Source organism: Rhizobium sullae (assembly GCF_025200715.1).
GTDB lineage: Bacteria > Pseudomonadota > Alphaproteobacteria > Rhizobiales > Rhizobiaceae > Rhizobium > Rhizobium sullae.
This window is the reverse complement of the sequence record NZ_CP104143.1, coordinates 3,522,802-3,538,553: the sequence shown is the minus strand read 5'-3', so window position 1 is coordinate 3,538,553 and position 15,752 is coordinate 3,522,802. Positions and strand designations below refer to the sequence as shown.

Here is a 15,752-nt window from a genome sequence, read left to right as displayed (position 1 = left end):
CATTTGTCAGCCCTACAAAATTAATGCTTACTCAGCAGCCTTCCGAATAGCGGTCGAACTCAAAGCCGAGCGCGGGCCGTGGATGAAGGTCCAGGCAGGCGCGGTTTTTTTCCAGAGCACGCGGGCATCGTCCTCATCGATACGGGCGAAACTGAAGGTCTTCGCCATTTTCGACGAGAGATAGGAAAGCGTTGCGCCGGGTCGATCGATGACGGCGATCGGGAAGGTGCGGGCGATTTCTTTCCATTTCTGCCATTTGTGGAAGGTCTGCAGGCTATCGGCACCCATAATCCAGATGAAATGGATGTTCGGATTGCGTGCCTTTACCCTGGCGAGTGTGTTTGCCGTATAACTGACGCCGAATGCCTGTTCGAATGCAGTCACCTTGATATGCGGATCGGTTGTGATCGCTTCGCTGAGTGCGATGCGCTCGGCAAGTGGCGCAAGATGGTTGCGGTCCTTCAGTGGATTGCCGGGCGTCACCATCCACCAAAGTTGGTCGAGGCCGAGGCGCCGTATGGCAATCTCCGCAACCAGCGCATGCCCCTGATGCGGCGGATTGAAGGAACCACCAAACAGACCGACGACCATGCCGCGCTCGGTGTGCGGCATGCGAAGGTAGCGATGGTCTATGTCGTCTGTCGTCACGTCAGGGCCGCGTTTGTCCGGTGCCATGCACGCGGTATTTGAAGGACGTAAGCTGCTCGACACCAACAGGACCGCGGGCATGCATCTTGCCCGTCGCAATGCCGATTTCCGCACCCATGCCAAACTCGCCGCCGTCCGCGAATTGTGTGGAAGCGTTGTGAAGCAGGATGGCTGAATCGATTTCGGTGAAGAACCGCTCGACGACAGCCGGATCTTCCGCGATCACGGCTTCCGTATGGTTCGACGAATACTTCTGGATATGTGCGATCGCGCCGGAAATGCCGTCCACAACGGCAACGGAAATGACCGCATCGAGATACTCGGTCGACCAATCTTCCTCGGTCGCCGGCTTCATTCCTGGAGCGACCTTCAACACCGTGGCGGATGCGCGGATCTCGCAGCCGGCCCCAGTCAGCGCTTCCAGTAGCGGCGTCAGGTGCGTGCCGATCGCAGCGCCATCGACAAGCAGGGTTTCCACGGCACCGCAGATGCCCGTGCGGCGCATCTTGGCATTGACGATGATCTGCTTTGCCATTTCGATATCGCCCGACTTGTCGACGTAGATGTGGCAGAGGCCTTCGAGATGGGCAAAGACCGGTACGCGGGCTTCGTTCTGCACGCGGGCGACGAGGCTCTTGCCGCCGCGCGGCACGATGACGTCGATTGCACCTTCCAAGCCCCGCAGCATGGCGCCGACGGCGGCACGGTCCGAAACCGGAACGAGCTGTATGGCATGCTCCGGAAGACCTGCCGCCTTTAGTCCTTTAACGAGGCAGGCATGGATAGCCTGCGATGAACGGCGCGAATCCGAGCCGCACCGCAGGATCACAGCATTACCTGCCTTCAGGCAAAGCGCACCGGCATCGGCCGTCACATTCGGCCGGCTTTCGAAGATGACGCCGATGACGCCGAGGGGTGTGCGGACCCGCTCGATCTTCAGTCCGTTCGGCCGATCCCAGGCGGCGATCACTTCGCCGACCGGATCTTTCAGCGCAGCAATGGCGCGGATGCCTTCTGCCATTTCGCTGATGCGCTGGTCGTTCAGCGTCAAGCGGTCGATGAAGGAGGCGAGCATATCGGTGCCGGCGACGTCGTGCAGATCCTTGGCGTTTTCGGCAAGGATCTGCTCCTTGCTTGCGAGGATCGCGTCGGCCATCGCATTCAGCGCCTTGTCCTTGGCTTCGGTGGACGCAAAACCCAACGGTCGTGCCGCAGCCTTGGCCTTGCGGCCGATGTCGTTCATCAGCGCGTCAATGTCAGGGCTTTGTGCAACAGTCTCAAGCATGGGCAGCGTCCTTCTTCTGCCTTTCCGATTTCGAATTTACCTGTGACGTCATCACCATATCGTCGCGATGGATCATGGCGGTACGGCCGGGATAACCGAGGATCGCTTCGATCTCTGCCGATTTGCGGCCAACGATCTGGCGGGCGTCTTCTGCGTCGTAGCTGACGAGGCCGCGGGCGATCTCGCGCCCAGAAGGGCCGATGATTGCCACAGTGTCCCCCCTGCTAAAAAGCCCGATCACCTTGCGAACGCCGGCGGGAAGCAGGCTTTTGCCCGCACCGAGCGCCGTCACGGCGCCGTCGTCGACATGCAGTTCTCCCGCTGGCTGCAACTGACCTGCGATCCAGGTCTTGCGCGCGGTCACGGGGGTGCCGGACGGTGCGAACCAGGAGGAACGTGCGCCGTTCGAAATGGCGGATAGCGGGCTATCCGTTTTGCCGGAAGCGATGATCATTGCGCAGCCCGACGTCGTTGCGATCTTGCCAGCGTCGATCTTCGTGCGCATGCCGCCGCGCGACAGCTCGGAAGCGGCGCCGCCTGCCATGGCCTCGATCTCGGGGGTGATCTCGGCGATCGTCTCGAGGAATTCTGCATCCGGATCAAGGTGCGGCGGCGCAGTATAAAGTCCGTCGATATCGGATAGAAGGATCAGCAGATCGGCGCCCGTCATCGTTGCGACACGGGCGGCGAGGCGGTCATTGTCGCCGTATCGGATTTCGCTGGTTGCAACCGTGTCATTCTCGTTGATGATCGGAACGGCGCCGATCTTCAACAGCTGGTTGATGGTGGCGCGGGCATTGAGATAACGGCGACGCTCCTCCGTATCCCCGAGGGTGAGCAGGATCTGGCCCGCCACGATCTCATCCCGCGACAGGCTTTCCGACCAGGCGCGTGCGAGCGAAATCTGGCCGACGGCTGCCGCCGCCTGGCTTTCTTCCAGTTTTAGCGCGCCAGAAGGCAGATCCAGCACAGAGCGGCCGAGCGCGATAGCGCCCGAGGAGACGACAAGCACGTCCGCGCCTCTTGCCTTCAGTGCGGCGATATCGGCGCACATTGCATCCAGCCACGCGTTTTTGAGCCCGGCCTTACGGTCAACAAGAAGTGCTGAGCCGATCTTGATGACGATGCGGCGGTAGCGATCGAGCGGCTTACGCGTCGTCATCCGTTCTGTCCTCGTCGGTCGCGATCATGTCGCGATGCCGCAGCTTCGGCGCTTTGGCCGGCTTCTTACCGCGCGCATTCGCTTCGACAATGACGTCGCGCAGAGCTCGCAGAACCTCGGTCATGCCCTTGCCGGTTGCGGCCGAAATCTGGAACGGCGTCTTGCCGCAAGCCTTGGCGAGTTCCTTCATCTTCTTCTTGAGTGTCGCTTCGTCGAGTACGTCGATTTGTGCGAGCGCAACGATTTCCGCTTTGTCGGTCAGTTCGTTACCATAGGCCTCAAGCTCGTTCTTCACGGTCGTATAGGCCTTGCCGACCTTTTCCTCCTGCGCCGAAACCAGATGCAGCAGCACGCGAGTACGCTCGACATGGCCGAGGAACCGGTCGCCGATGCCAATGCCCTCATGCGCGCCTTCGATCAGTCCCGGAATGTCCGCCAGAATGAATTCCTGTCCGTCGATCGTTGCCACGCCGAGGTTCGGATGCAGGGTCGTGAAGGGATAGTTGGCGATCTTCGGCCGCGCGCGGGTGACTGCCGCCAGGAAAGTGGACTTTCCGGCATTGGGAAGGCCGACAAGCCCGGCGTCGGCGATCAGCTTCAGATGCAGCCAGATCGTCTTTTCCTCGCCGGGCAGACCGGGATTTGCCCAATCCGGTGCCTGATTGACCGAGGTCTTGAAATGCGCGTTCCCCCAGCCGCCGTTGCCGCCGGCGGCAAGCCGGAAACGCTGTCCTTCTTCCGTCAGGTCGCAGATCAGCGTTTCCTGGTCTTCTTCCAGGACCTGTGTTCCCACCGGGACCTTGAGCGTCACGTCTGCGCCATTGGCGCCGGTGCGGTTTTTGCCCATGCCGTGCGTGCCGATCTGGGCCTTGAAATGCTGCTGGTAGCGGAAATCGATCAGCGTGTTGAGGCCGTTGACGGCTTCAATCCAGACATCGCCGCCGCGGCCGCCATCGCCGCCGTCCGGTCCGCCGAACTCGATGAATTTCTCGCGCCGGAACGAGACGCTGCCTGCGCCGCCGTCACCAGACCGAATATAGACCTTTGCTTCATCGAGAAATTTCATTTTACTTCCATCATCGGTGGCTTTTACACGCCCCATCCTGCCGCTTTCGATATAGGCGGTTCAAGCCGAGGTCAAAGATTATCGTGAAGTTTGCGAGCTATAACATACAGTACGGCTTCGGTCTTGATGGGATTTATGATCTCGGCCGTATAGCGGAGAGCCTCGATGGCGCGGATATCATCGCGCTTCAGGAGGTGACCAGAGGCTTCGCACGAAACGATTTTGCCGACATGGCGGCCGATCTTGCGGCCTTCTTTCCCGACCATTTCTGGGTCTATGGCCCGGCCTGCGATCTGCACGTCGAGGCGGGCGAAGATGATTTTCCGCCGCGCGGTACGCGCTTCCAGTTCGGAAACATGATCCTTTCGCGGTGGCCGATCCTGTCGGCACGCACCCTGCTTCTGCCTCGAAGCCGCACTCTTTCGAAACTCAACCTGCAACGCGGCGCAACCGAAGCCGTCATCGATACGCCGGAAGGCGCGCTTCGCGTCTATTCCGTTCATCTCGATCATGTTTCGCCCGACGAGCGTATCCGTCAGCTCACCTATCTGAACGAGCACATCCATGCGTTTCCGTTCGAAGGCGGTTCCATGACGGGTGCCAGCGAATTCGAGATTGCGGATCTGCCGCTCCCGGAGGACTATGTCATCCTGGGCGACTTCAATATGGTGCCGGAATCTGCGGAATACTGCTCGTTTGCTGGAATGGAGGACAGATATTACGGACGCGTGCCGCGCGTCGGCACGCCGATAGACGCGCTGGCGGCGCTCGAAGGCTACATGCCCGGAAGCTATAGTTGGATGGATCCGAAGAACCACGGAAAGCGTATGCATCTTGACTACTGCTTCGTCAGTTGCGGCCTGCAGGGCCGCTTGAAATCCGCCCATGTGGATACGGATTCGGTGGGTTCCGATCATTTCCCCCTCTGGGTCGAGATCGGCGCATAGGAAAACGCCGCAGCGCGGAGGCTGCGGCGTTTTTGTCTCGTCAGGCAACCTTCGTGATCTGCAGGGCGCCGGGCTGAAGCACGGTTTCGACATGCGACACCATGGTGTTGCGGGCGAAACTGTAGATCTCCGCGCATCCCGTCATCCGGAAGCCGAGCTTCTCCTGCAATCTCAGCGAGGCTGGATTATCCGCGAACACGCCCGAGTGAACCGCCGTATCCGGCATCCGCCGGGAGAAGCGCTCCAGCACCGCTGCGACAGCTTCGCTCATATAGCCGCGTCGCCAAAAGTAGCGGTTCAGCCAGTAGCCAAGGTGCCAGCGGCCGTGGCGAAGTTCGACGGAGACGACGCCGATATGCGCGTCGTCTCCGTCGGTGACCGCCAAGTGCCAATCCGGCAGACTGCCGGACGTCACGGGAACCAGCCAATCAAGTGCGTCCTGCCTGTCATAGGGCGCGGGCACGCGGGCAAGCATCCGAGTGATTGCGAAGTCGGACAGCGATTCCGCAATCGCATTCGCATCGGCCAACCTGTGCGGGCGGAGCGTCAGCCGGGGCGTGGTGACGACCGGCACGCGGCCGGGCGTCACTTGCTTGCTCTTGGGTCGCTGCAAGATGGCGGCGCTCATCACAGGCTCCCCCAACTTCTCAGCGACATCCAGGTCTTCCGGTCGAGCCGGTACCATTCCACGGGCACGTTGCTGCCGAGCGCCAGCGACGCGGCAAGTCCTGAGCCCTGGAACTGGAAGCCGCACTTCTGGATAACCCGCCGCGACGCGATGTTCATCACCCGGCAACGGGCATCAATCTGATCGACATTGTCGCGTGTGCGAAAGACCATGTCGACCAGCGCGTGGCATGCTTCGGTCGTATAGCCCTGGCCCCAATAGGGTTCGCCAAGCCAGTAGCCGATTTCGACGGTGCGTTCGTCGACTTGCGGCTCGACGCCGCAGCACCCCATGAAGGCGCCGTTTTCAGCTTTGGTGATGGCATAGACGCACTTGCCAATCTCGCCATTCTTCGTCCGACGCACGAAGTCGGCGGCATCATTGGCGGTATAGGGGTGCGGCATGCGCGATACCATTGTGGCGACTTTGGCGTTGTTGGCGAGATGGGAAAGGGCGTCAATGTCTTCCTCGTGGGGCGCGCGCATGACGAGCCTTTCCGATAACAAGACAGGGCAATCGGTCCTTAACCGCTCCGGCCTCAGCCGTTCTTGGGGTGACCGTGGTTGGTCAACCCTTATCAGTTCGCCTTGCATGTTCAGTCCTCCTTATGGACAAAGAAAAAGGGGAGATGGCGTCCCATCTCCCCTGTTTTCTGAACTGAACCTGGTACGGCCAGCCGGGTCGATGAGACGCCGGCTGTTTTTGAGCGCTACCGGCTTATTCCGCTGCTTCCGCTTTCGGCATTACAGACACGTACACGCGACCATTGGCCTTCGTTCGGTAGTCCACATTGCCTGCCGTAAGCGCAAAAATGGTGTGGTCCTTCCCGAGGCCGACATTGGCGCCCGGATGCCACTGCGTACCGCGCTGACGCACGATAATGTTGCCTGCGATGACGGTTTCGCCGCCGAACTTCTTCACGCCAAGGCGCTTGGATTCGGAATCACGACCGTTGCGTGACGAACCGCCAGCTTTTTTGTGTGCCATTGGAGTTCTCCTTTAAACCTTTAGTCCCGTGATCTTAATTGGCAGCCACGATGTCCGTGATGCGGACGACCGTGTGATGCTGGCGGTGGCCGCGCGAACGCTTCGAGTTCTGACGGCGGCGCTTCTTGAAGGCGATAACCTTCTTGCCGCGGTTGTGCTCGACCACTTCGGCCTTGACGGAAGCGCCCTTGACGAAGGGAGCACCAATCGCAGCGTCGGCGCCTTCGCCGATTACGAGGACTTCGGTGAATTCGATGGAGTCGCCAGCGGTGGCTTCAAGCTTCTCGATGGTCAGCACGTCGTTGGCTGCCACACGGTACTGCTTACCGCCGGTCTTGATGACTGCGAACATTTTTGATCCTTTCATGTTCGATCCAGCTCTCCCCGCAAACTGCAGGTGGCCGTCTTTTTATCAGTCGAAATTAAGCAGGATTTCAGGGCGTTCGCCCGGAACTCTGTCTGCCGGTGAAACCCCGCGCGAGCGCGAGGCGGGCAAGGCACGGACTACTCCACACCTATTCCGTGAGCGGGATACGCGAGTGTCAAAAAGCTGTCAAGGCAAAAGGAGGAAAAGCTTTACAATTTCGTCTTGCCAGTCCGCCTTTTGATCGCTATGAGACAGCCCGCGCGAAACGAGCGCCAACCAGCACCGCGGAGAGGTGGCAGAGTGGTTGAATGCACCGCACTCGAAATGCGGCATGCCTGCAAGGGCATCGGGGGTTCGAATCCCCCCCTCTCCGCCATAGAGCTTCGGCGCAAAGAAAATCACTTCCGGTACATGTTCGGAGTCCGGCCGTAGATTTGATGGGAGCCAAACTACAGTTTCCAGTAGTGGACGGCGAATCGTCTTTGGCCTATCGATGGACCCATGCGATCGTCCCTGGAACATCTGCCGGAAGAAAAGCAGCGCGAGCTTGCCCGCGTCGTTGCGATCATCCATGAGGAGTTCGCCGATGCGCTGTCAGGCACGTCGGCCGCCTTCAAGAAGCGCGGCCGGATCTTAAAGATTTTGCTTTTCGGTTCGTATTGCCGCGGCACCTGGGTCGACGAGCCGCACACGATGAAGGGCTACCGCTCCGACTACGACATCCTCGTCATCGTCAATTCCAAACAGCTGGCGGAACCGCAATATTGGGACAAAACAACCGACCGGCTTCTATGGGACAAAGAGGTGAAGACGCCGGTCGGGCTGATCGTCCATGGTGCCAGGGAGGTGAACAACTTCCTGGCCGACGGCCAGTATTTCTTCGTCGACATCTTGCGCGAGGGCATCGTGCTCTACGAGCTCGACGACCGGCCGCTGGCCGAACCAAGAAAGCTTTCCGCTACCGATGCGTATAGGGTGGCGAAGGAGCATTTCGAAAAACACTTCGCAAATGCGAAAGATTTTGCCGACGGAAGTAGGTTCTATCTCAGCAAAACCAACTTGGCCCTCGCCGCTTTCATGCTCCACCAAGCAGTCGAGACTGCTTATTCCTGCCTGCTCCTCACTCGGACCAACTACAGCCCGCCATCGCACAATCTGAAATTCCTCCGGGGACTGGCTGAAGACCAGGACCGCCGGCTGATCGACGCATGGTCGCGCGACCAGCACCGCTATATCGCCTGGTACAACATTCTCAACGAAGCCTATGTCAAGGCGCGCTACTCGAAACACTTCGAGATCACCGAAGAAGCGCTCGGCTGGCTGCTTGAACGGACGGAGAATCTACATCAGATTGTCGCAGCCATTTGCAAGGAACGCCTTTCGGACCTCGAGCGGGCAAGCGGCGGCAATTGACAGTCACCTTCTGGTCTCGGCTGGTTCGCCACCGGGCGTGGGTAGCACAGCCCGAGAAAAATATATGCCGCTATTTATCCGGCACCGCAGTGCTTTTGCGGACATCAGCATGGTGCGCTGCAGCACGTTTTGCGGATTCCTTCTTTTTCTTGCCGCCGATCTCCTCTAAGTCTTGTCGTACCCGATGTGGCAACAAAGGTGATATATATGGCAGGTGAAACTGTTCTCGTGGTCGGCGGAGCCGGCTATATCGGCTCTCATACGTGCCTCGATCTGGCAAACAAGGGCTACAAACCCGTCGTCTTTGACAATTTCTCGAATGGTCATCGCGAATTCGTAAGGTGGGGTCCCGCCGAGGAAGGCGATATTCGCGATCGCGCCCGGCTCGAGGAAGTGCTGGCCAAGCACAAGCCTTCGGCGATTTTGCATTTTGCAGCGCTGATCGAAGTCGGCGAATCGGTGAAGGATCCTGTTTCCTTCTATGAGAACAATGTTATCGGGACGTTGACCCTGCTTTCGGCCGCGCAGGCTGCAGGCATCAAGGCTTTCGTCTTCTCATCCACCTGCGCGACATATGGGCTGCCGCAGAGCGTGCCGCTTGACGAGACACACCGGCAGGTGCCGATTAATCCCTACGGGCGGACGAAGTACATCGTCGAGCAGGCGCTCGCCGATTATGACCAGTACAGGGGTCTCCGTTCCGTGATCCTGCGGTATTTCAATGCGGCGGGTGCAGATTTCGAAGGACGGATCGGCGAATGGCATCAGCCGGAAACGCATGCCATTCCGCTTGCAATCGACGCGGCACTCGGCCGCCGGCAAGGTTTCAAGGTCTTCGGCAGCGACTACGAGACACGCGATGGCACCTGCGTGCGCGACTATATCCACGTGCTCGATCTGGCGGATGCGCATGTGCGCGCTGTCGAATATCTGTTGAGGGGCGGCGATTCCGTTGCGCTGAACCTCGGGACAGGGACGGGCACGACGGTCAAGGAGTTGCTCGGGGCGATCGAAGACGTGTCGAAGCGGCCTTTCCCGGTCGAATATATCGGGCGCCGGGAAGGCGATTCGCACACGCTGGTTGCCAATAACGACAAGGCCCGCGATGTGCTTGGCTGGGTACCGCAATATGATCTTTCGCAGATCATTCAGTCGGCCTGGGACTGGCATTCCAGATCCAATCACTGAGGCGGCTTTCATGAAGCGGCCTAACGTCCTTCTGATCACCGCGGATCAATGGCGCGGTGATTGCCTTTCGGCCGCCGGCCACGCCTGTGTAAGGACGCCGAATGTCGATGCGCTGGCAAGGGAGGGCGTGCTTTTTCGCAATCACTTCGCCGGCGCGGCACCCTGTTCGCCGGCGCGGGCGACGCTTTATACCGGCCTTTACCAGATGAACCACCGGGTTTGCCGGAACGGCTCGCCGCTGGACCGCCGCTTCGACAACCTGGCGCTGGCGGCAAGGCGCGCCGGCTATGACCCTACGTTGTTCGGCTATACGGATACCGCGCCTGACCCGCGCGAACTTGATAGGAACGACCCGCACCTTCAGACCTACGAAGGCCTGCTGCCAGGGTTTACCGCGCGCCAGCTCCTGCCCGAGCATGAGAAGCAGTGGCTTTCCTGGTTGCGCTCACGCGGGCATCGCGATGCAGTCAGCCGGCACATCCATGTTCCGCCTGGTGCCGCCCGCGGCGAAATTTCGGCGGAACCGACCGCGTATTCCAGGGATGAAACACAGACTGCGTTTCTTGCAGGGGAATTCATTCGCTGGCTTAGCGAACAGGATGCGCCATGGTTTGCGCATGTCTCCTTCCTGCGGCCGCATCCGCCATTTTCGGTGCCTGAGCCCTTCGGCAGCATGTTCAAACCAGACGACGGACCGGAATTTTCACGGGCGAAAAGCCATAAGATCGAAGAGGCGCTGCATCCTTATCTCGGCTATTCGATGCTGAAGAGCGACGAGGGCAGCTTTATATATGGCGCCGAGGGTTCGGTCAGCGACTGGAAAGCCGAGGATTTCGCGGCGATCCGGGCGATCTATTACGGGATGATTGCCGAGGTGGATGCGCAGCTCGGCCGGATCTGGCAGGGGCTGAAGGATGCCAGTGTGTGGGACGATACGATCGTCATCTTCACCTCCGACCATGCCGAGATGATGGGCGATCACTGGACACTTGGCAAAGGCGGTTTTTTTGACGGCAGCTATCACATTCCCCTGGTGATCCGCAACCCAAAGGCGCCGGTAAGAGGTCATGTGGTCGAGCGCTTCACGAGTGCGGCGGATATCTTTCCGACACTTTGCGACAGCTTGGGCGTCGAGACAGCCAACCATGTCGACGGCCGTTCATTGCGCTCGTTCATCGATCATGGAGATGCGATCGACTGGCGGGAGGCGGCATTCTGGGAATTTGATTTCCGCGACATCGCCAATGGCGAAGCGGAGCGCCACTTCGGTCTGAAATCGAACCAGTGCAATCTCGCGGTGATCCGCAACGAGCGATTCAAATATGTGCATTTTGCCGCCCTGCCGCCGCTGCTCTTCGATCTCAGGGCCGATCCGATGGAGCTCAACAACGTCGCTCCCGATCCAGCCTACGCGGCAACGCGCCTGGAGTGCGCCGAGATGTTGTTATCGCTCCGGGCGCGGCACCTCGACCAGACGCTTGCGTATACAGAACTGACGGAAAAGGGGCCGGTCACGCGCCGGCCCTGATTGCTCACGAGAAGCGACCGAGATAATCAATCTTGCCGACCGGTGCGCCCTGATTGCGCAGGATCGCGTGTGCCGTCGCGACGTGAAAATAGAAGTTCGGCAGTGCAAAGGTCGTGACATATTCGTCGCCGCGGAAGGTCATCTTGTTTCCGCCGGGCGCGATCGTCACTTCATTCGTCTCGGTGCCTTCGAGCGCTTCCGGCGCTATCGTCGCGAGATAGGCCTCGGTTTTGACGACGCGCCCGCGAAGTTCGGCGATCGTCGTTTCGCTGTCCTCGAATTTCGGTGCCTCGGTGGCGGTCAGGCGGGCGACTGCCAGCTTGGCGGTGTCGCTTGCGCGTTGATATTGGCCGGACAGCGGCAGCATATCGGGTGCAAGCCTGGCGGCGACCAGTTCATTCGGATCAATCCCCTTCTCGTTTGCATAAGCCTCGGCCTTGTCGAGGTAGTTTTTCAGTGTCGCAAGCCCGCGCTGAAACACCGGAACGGTCAGGCGGTACATGGAAATGGACATGGCTTCTCCTTGGGGATTTTTGGTGGGCGCAGCGGTTTCGATCGTTACGTCCGCACATTTAGGCGCGCAGCGTGACGATTTCATCGGCCGGTCCGCCCGTCGCGGCTTTCTATCTTCATTTCCTTAAAAAGAGTTGACGCCGCGTGCAGAAAATGGAATGAATATTCCGCGAGACAAATTTTACGGTTTGTTTGTTCCGTTTTGGACGGGAACTGCGCAACGGGAGTGGCAGCGCGACATATTACGGCTTTTGGGCAGCGCCCAAAGCTCCGGCGTGAGGAGGGTGCAGCCGGACACCGTTTTGTGGAGGAAATAAAATGAGAAAGTTTATCCTGGGCACTGCGATGGCGCTCGTCATGTCGACGGCTGCTCACGCAGAAACCGTTGGCGTTTCCATGGCGCTCTTCGACGACAACTTCCTGACCGTTCTGCGCAATGGCATGCAGGATTACGCCAAGACGCTGGATGGCGTGACGCTGCAGGTTGAAGACGCACAGAACGACGTCGCCAAGCAGCAGAGCCAGATCCAGAACTTCATCGCATCGAAGGTCGACGCCATCATCGTCAACCCGGTGGATACCGATGCCACCACTGCCATGTCGAAAATTGCCGCCGATGCCGGAATTCCACTCGTCTACGTGAACCGCGAGCCAGTCAATGTCGATACGCTTCCGGACAAGCAGGCGTTCGTTGCTTCCAACGAACAGGAGTCCGGCACGCTGGAAACCAAGGAAGTCTGCCGCCTTCTCGGTGGCAAGGGCAAGGCTATCATCATGATGGGCGAGCTTTCCAACCAGGCTGCCCGCATGCGCACCAAGGACGTTCATGACGTCGTCGCGACCGACGAATGCAAGGGCATCGAGATCGTCGAAGAGCAAACGGCCAACTGGTCCCGGACCCAGGGATCCGACCTGATGACCAATTGGCTCTCCAGCGGTATTGAGTTCGATGCCGTCATCTCGAACAATGACGAAATGGCAATCGGCGCGATCCAGGCGCTCAAGGCTGCCGGCAAGGATTTGAGCAAGATCGTCATCGGCGGCGTCGATGCCACACAGGATGCGCTCGCCGCCATGCAGGCCGGCGACCTCGACGTGACAGTGTTCCAGGACGCTGCCGGTCAGGGTAAGGGCTCTCTTGATGCGGCTCTGAAGCTCGCCAAGGGCGAAAAGATCGAGAAGAAGGTCTACATTCCCTTCCAGCTCGTCACGCCGGAAAACGTCAAAGACTTCGTTGCCAAGAACTGAGGCGAAGAAATCGCGGATGTGGGCCAAACGGCCCGCATCCGTTTCGTCCGTCGTCGGATATCCGGAGAGGAGATGAGATGGCCGTCAGCCCTTCCACCATGGCCGCTGTTCGTGCAAGCGGAGCCGTCCCAAACGCGGAATATCTCCTGAGCGCCGAAGGCATCCGCAAGGAATTTCCCGGTGTGGTCGCACTCGATGATGTGCAGTTCCGGCTGAAGCGCGGCTCCGTGCACGCGCTGATGGGCGAGAACGGCGCCGGCAAATCGACACTGATGAAGATCCTGGCCGGCATCTATACGCCGGACAAGGGTGACGTGCGCCTGAAGGGCGTGGAAATACAGCTCAAGTCGCCGCTCGACGCGCTGGAAAACGGCATCGCCATGATCCATCAGGAACTGAACCTGATGCCTTTCATGACGGTTGCCGAAAACATCTGGATCCGCCGCGAGCCCAAGAACCGGTTCGGCTTCGTCGACCATGGCGAAATGTACCGGATGACTGAAGAGCTTTTCCAGCGGCTCAATATAACCATCGATCCTGATATCGAGGTTCGCCACCTCTCGGTCGCAAGCCGTCAGATGGTCGAGATCGCCAAAGCGGTTTCCTATAACTCCGACGTGCTCATCATGGACGAGCCGACATCGGCGCTCACCGAGCGCGAAGTGGCACATCTTTTTGAGATCATCCGCGGCCTGAAGGTGCACGGTATCGGTATCGTCTACATTACCCACAAGATGAACGAGCTGTTCGAGATCGCCGACGAGTTTTCGGTATTCCGCGACGGCAAATATATCGGCACGCACGCATCGACTGATGTGACGCGCAACGACATCATTCGGATGATGGTCGGCCGCGAGATCACGCAGATGTTCCCGAAGGAAGAGGTTCCAATCGGCGACGTGGTGCTTTCGGTCAAGAATCTGACTCTCAACAAGGTCTTCCATGATGTTTCGTTCGACGTGCACGCGGGCGAGATCCTCGGCGTTGCAGGCCTTGTGGGCTCAGGCCGTTCGAATGTCGCCGAGACGCTGTTCGGTGTGACGCCGGCAAGCTCCGGCACGATCGAGCTTTTCGGCAAGAAGGTCGATATCAGTTCGCCGACCGACGCGATCAGAAATCACATGGCGTTCCTCACCGAGGACCGCAAAGATACGGGCTGTCTGCTGATCCTCAATGTGCTCGAGAACATGCAGATCGCCGTGCTGCAGGACAAATTCGTCAAGGCCGGCTTCGTGCAGGAAGGCGCGATAGAAGCGACATGCGAGGACATGGCGCGCAGGCTTCGTGTCAAGACGCCGAACCTCGACGAGCGCATCGAGAATTTGTCGGGAGGCAATCAGCAGAAGGTACTGATCGGACGCTGGCTGCTGACCAACCCGCGTATCCTTATTCTCGACGAACCGACGCGCGGTATCGATGTCGGCGCCAAGGCGGAGATTCACAAGCTCGTGACGGAGATGGCCCGCAACGGCGTCGCGGTCATCATGATTTCGTCGGAGATGCCGGAGGTTCTCGGCATGAGTGACCGCATCATGGTCATGCATGAGGGACGGGTGACCGGTTTCCTCAATCGCGACGAAGCAACACAGGTCAAGGTGATGGAGCTCGCCGCACAGTGATGTGCGGCCCCAATCAAGCGCCGGAGGGAGGTTTAACATGAATACTGAGGCAGCCGAAAGCCAGGCCCCGCTTGCAACACGGACGAGGCGGCACCGCGTGCCGCCGGAACTCAGTATCTTCCTGGTGCTGATCGGTATCGCGCTCGTTTACGAAATTCTCGGCTGGATCTTCGTCGGCCAGAGTTTCCTGATGAACCCGCAGCGCCTGACGATCATGATCCTGCAGGTGTCGGTGATCGGGATCATTTCGGTCGGTGTCACACAGGTGATCATCACCGGCGGCATCGATCTCTCATCCGGTTCCGTCGTCGGTATGACGGCAATGATTGCGGCGAGTTTTGCCCAAGCATCGACATGGCCACGTGCGCTCTATCCAGGCCTGACCGACATGCCGTTTTTCGTGCCTATCGGCGTGGGCCTGCTGATCGGCCTCCTGGCCGGCTACATCAACGGACAGTTGATCGCCAAGACAAAGATTCCGCCCTTCATAGCTACGCTCGGGATGATGGTCTCGGCGCGCGGTATTTCCAAATGGTATACAAAGGGCCAGCCGGTATCAGGGCTTTCGGATCAGTTCAATTTCATCGGTACGGGCATCTGGCCGGTCATCGTGTTCCTTGTTGTGGCACTGATCTTCCACATCGCCCTTCGCTATACACGTTACGGCAAGTTTACCTATGCGATCGGCGCGAACGTGCAGGCGGCGCGTGTTTCCGGTATCAATGTCGAAGCGCACCTGATCAAGGTCTACGCGATCGCCGGCCTTTTGGCAGGTCTTGCCGGCGTCGTCACGGCAGCTCGTGCTCAAACCGCACAGGCCGGCATGGGCGTGATGTACGAACTCGATGCGATCGCTGCAGCCGTTATCGGAGGCGCGTCGCTGACAGGCGGTGTCGGCCGCATCACCGGTACGGTGATCGGCACGGTCATTCTCGGCGTGATGACGTCGGGCTTCACCTTCCTGCGGGTTGATGCCTATTACCAGGAGATCGTCAAAGGCTTGATCATCGTGGCGGCCGTCATCGTTGACGTCTACCGGCAGAAGAAGCGGACAAAGCACTAATCAGGAATGGGGCCTTCGGGCCCCGTTTTCATTTCAAGCCCAGGCATTTAC

General features: G+C 59.3%; 16 protein-coding genes and 1 tRNA gene. 8 read left to right on the top strand and 9 right to left on the bottom strand.

All coding sequences use genetic code 11. The features are described 5' to 3' along the window. Positions 1–27: 27 nt before the first annotated feature. Genes N2599_RS17670 through obgE form a run of 4 tightly spaced genes read right to left on the bottom strand, consistent with a single transcriptional unit; the run spans position 28 to position 4,161 of the window. The gene (locus N2599_RS17670) at positions 28–675 is read right to left on the bottom strand and encodes a nicotinate-nucleotide adenylyltransferase (protein WP_027513700.1); all 648 of its coding nucleotides are present in this window, start codon (positions 673–675) and stop codon (positions 28–30) included. Beyond that, entirely contained in the window at positions 650–1,933 is a 1,284-nt protein-coding gene (locus tag N2599_RS17665; RefSeq protein WP_027513701.1) for a glutamate-5-semialdehyde dehydrogenase, read from the bottom strand. The genes N2599_RS17670 and N2599_RS17665 overlap by 26 nt, the downstream gene beginning before the upstream one ends. Further along, positions 1,926–3,095, bottom strand: coding sequence for a glutamate 5-kinase (gene proB, locus N2599_RS17660; protein WP_027513702.1), 1,170 nt, complete (start codon positions 3,093–3,095; stop codon positions 1,926–1,928). The genes N2599_RS17665 and proB overlap by 8 nt, the downstream gene beginning before the upstream one ends. Next, positions 3,082–4,161: a GTPase ObgE gene (obgE, locus tag N2599_RS17655; protein WP_027513703.1), complete on the bottom strand. Its 1,080-nt coding sequence runs from the start codon at positions 4,159–4,161 to the stop codon at positions 3,082–3,084. Before obgE ends, proB begins: the two co-directional genes overlap by 14 nt. Positions 4,162–4,244: 83 nt before the next feature. Here obgE and N2599_RS17650 point away from each other — a divergent pair, with 83 nt between their 5' ends. Beyond that, a complete protein-coding gene (locus N2599_RS17650) occupies positions 4,245–5,108 on the top strand; it encodes an endonuclease/exonuclease/phosphatase family protein (protein ID WP_027513704.1) in 864 nt (287 codons plus the stop codon). A gap of 40 nt (positions 5,109–5,148) precedes the next feature. Here the strand turns inward: N2599_RS17650 and N2599_RS17645 are convergent, their stop codons facing one another. The 4 genes from N2599_RS17645 to rplU all read right to left on the bottom strand — a co-directional run bounded on the left by N2599_RS17645 (position 5,149) and on the right by rplU (position 7,114). After that, the gene (locus N2599_RS17645; RefSeq protein ID WP_027513705.1) at positions 5,149–5,736 is read right to left on the bottom strand and encodes a GNAT family N-acetyltransferase; all 588 of its coding nucleotides are present in this window, start codon (positions 5,734–5,736) and stop codon (positions 5,149–5,151) included. Continuing rightward, complete coding sequence (locus N2599_RS17640) at positions 5,736–6,368, bottom strand: GNAT family N-acetyltransferase (protein ID WP_027513706.1); 633 nt, start codon at positions 6,366–6,368, stop codon at positions 5,736–5,738. Before N2599_RS17640 ends, N2599_RS17645 begins: the two co-directional genes overlap by 1 nt. Before the next feature lie 124 nt (positions 6,369–6,492). Beyond that, a complete protein-coding gene (rpmA, locus tag N2599_RS17635) occupies positions 6,493–6,762 on the bottom strand; it encodes a 50S ribosomal protein L27 (protein ID WP_027513707.1) in 270 nt (89 codons plus the stop codon). Positions 6,763–6,796: 34 nt separating this feature from the next. Further along, positions 6,797–7,114 (bottom strand): 50S ribosomal protein L21, encoded by a 318-nt coding sequence (rplU, locus tag N2599_RS17630; RefSeq protein ID WP_027513708.1) that lies wholly within the window; start codon positions 7,112–7,114, stop codon positions 6,797–6,799. 301 nt (positions 7,115–7,415) lie between these two features. On the opposite strand from rplU, the gene N2599_RS17625 reads away from it, so the two are divergent. From N2599_RS17625 to N2599_RS17610, 4 genes are all read left to right on the top strand, one after another. Beyond that, a tRNA-Ser gene (locus tag N2599_RS17625) sits at positions 7,416–7,505 on the top strand. Positions 7,506–7,630: 125 nt separating this feature from the next. Further along, positions 7,631–8,542: a nucleotidyltransferase and HEPN domain-containing protein gene (locus N2599_RS17620; RefSeq protein ID WP_260307466.1), complete on the top strand. Its 912-nt coding sequence runs from the start codon at positions 7,631–7,633 to the stop codon at positions 8,540–8,542. A 207-nt stretch (positions 8,543–8,749) separates the two neighbouring features. Next, on the top strand, positions 8,750–9,730 hold the full coding sequence (galE, locus tag N2599_RS17615) for a UDP-glucose 4-epimerase GalE (RefSeq protein WP_027512022.1): 981 nt from the start codon (positions 8,750–8,752) through the stop codon (positions 9,728–9,730). A 10-nt stretch (positions 9,731–9,740) separates the two neighbouring features. Beyond that, the gene (locus N2599_RS17610) at positions 9,741–11,258 is read left to right on the top strand and encodes an alkaline phosphatase family protein (protein WP_051336718.1); all 1,518 of its coding nucleotides are present in this window, start codon (positions 9,741–9,743) and stop codon (positions 11,256–11,258) included. A 4-nt stretch (positions 11,259–11,262) separates the two neighbouring features. Here N2599_RS17610 and N2599_RS17605 read toward each other — a convergent pair whose 3' ends face one another. Further along, positions 11,263–11,772 carry a DUF1993 domain-containing protein gene (locus tag N2599_RS17605; RefSeq protein WP_027512024.1) on the bottom strand — a complete coding sequence of 170 codons (510 nt, stop codon included), beginning with the start codon at positions 11,770–11,772 and terminating at the stop codon, positions 11,263–11,265. Positions 11,773–12,089: 317 nt separating this feature from the next. On the opposite strand from N2599_RS17605, the gene N2599_RS17600 reads away from it, so the two are divergent. From N2599_RS17600 to N2599_RS17590, 3 genes are all read left to right on the top strand, one after another. Next, a complete protein-coding gene (locus N2599_RS17600; protein WP_027512025.1) occupies positions 12,090–13,019 on the top strand; it encodes a sugar ABC transporter substrate-binding protein in 930 nt (309 codons plus the stop codon). Between the two features lie 77 nt (positions 13,020–13,096). Next, positions 13,097–14,638 (top strand): sugar ABC transporter ATP-binding protein, encoded by a 1,542-nt coding sequence (locus N2599_RS17595; protein WP_027512026.1) that lies wholly within the window; start codon positions 13,097–13,099, stop codon positions 14,636–14,638. 37 nt (positions 14,639–14,675) lie between these two features. Continuing rightward, positions 14,676–15,701, top strand: a complete 1,026-nt coding sequence (locus N2599_RS17590) for an ABC transporter permease (protein WP_027512027.1) — start codon at positions 14,676–14,678, stop codon at positions 15,699–15,701. The last annotated feature ends 51 nt before the right edge of the window (positions 15,702–15,752 follow it).

Bases quoted from the DNA above. Each gene is read 5' to 3' on its own strand.
- N2599_RS17670 (WP_027513700.1), bottom strand. From the start codon at position 675: ATGGCACCGGACAAACGCGGCCCTGACGTGACGACAGACGACATAGAC.
- N2599_RS17665 (WP_027513701.1), bottom strand. From the start codon at position 1,933: ATGCTTGAGACTGTTGCACAAAGCCCTGACATTGACGCGCTGATGAAC.
- proB (WP_027513702.1), bottom strand. From the start codon at position 3,095: ATGACGACGCGTAAGCCGCTCGATCGCTACCGCCGCATCGTCATCAAG.
- obgE (WP_027513703.1), bottom strand. From the start codon at position 4,161: ATGAAATTTCTCGATGAAGCAAAGGTCTATATTCGGTCTGGTGACGGC.
- N2599_RS17645 (WP_027513705.1), bottom strand. From the start codon at position 5,736: ATGAGCGCCGCCATCTTGCAGCGACCCAAGAGCAAGCAAGTGACGCCC.
- N2599_RS17640 (WP_027513706.1), bottom strand. From the start codon at position 6,368: ATGCAAGGCGAACTGATAAGGGTTGACCAACCACGGTCACCCCAAGAA.
- rpmA (WP_027513707.1), bottom strand. From the start codon at position 6,762: ATGGCACACAAAAAAGCTGGCGGTTCGTCACGCAACGGTCGTGATTCC.
- rplU (WP_027513708.1), bottom strand. From the start codon at position 7,114: ATGTTCGCAGTCATCAAGACCGGCGGTAAGCAGTACCGTGTGGCAGCC.
- N2599_RS17620 (WP_260307466.1), top strand. From the start codon at position 7,631: ATGCGATCGTCCCTGGAACATCTGCCGGAAGAAAAGCAGCGCGAGCTT.
- galE (WP_027512022.1), top strand. From the start codon at position 8,750: ATGGCAGGTGAAACTGTTCTCGTGGTCGGCGGAGCCGGCTATATCGGC.
- N2599_RS17610 (WP_051336718.1), top strand. From the start codon at position 9,741: ATGAAGCGGCCTAACGTCCTTCTGATCACCGCGGATCAATGGCGCGGT.
- N2599_RS17605 (WP_027512024.1), bottom strand. From the start codon at position 11,772: ATGTCCATTTCCATGTACCGCCTGACCGTTCCGGTGTTTCAGCGCGGG.
- N2599_RS17600 (WP_027512025.1), top strand. From the start codon at position 12,090: ATGAGAAAGTTTATCCTGGGCACTGCGATGGCGCTCGTCATGTCGACG.
- N2599_RS17595 (WP_027512026.1), top strand. From the start codon at position 13,097: ATGGCCGTCAGCCCTTCCACCATGGCCGCTGTTCGTGCAAGCGGAGCC.
- N2599_RS17590 (WP_027512027.1), top strand. From the start codon at position 14,676: ATGAATACTGAGGCAGCCGAAAGCCAGGCCCCGCTTGCAACACGGACG.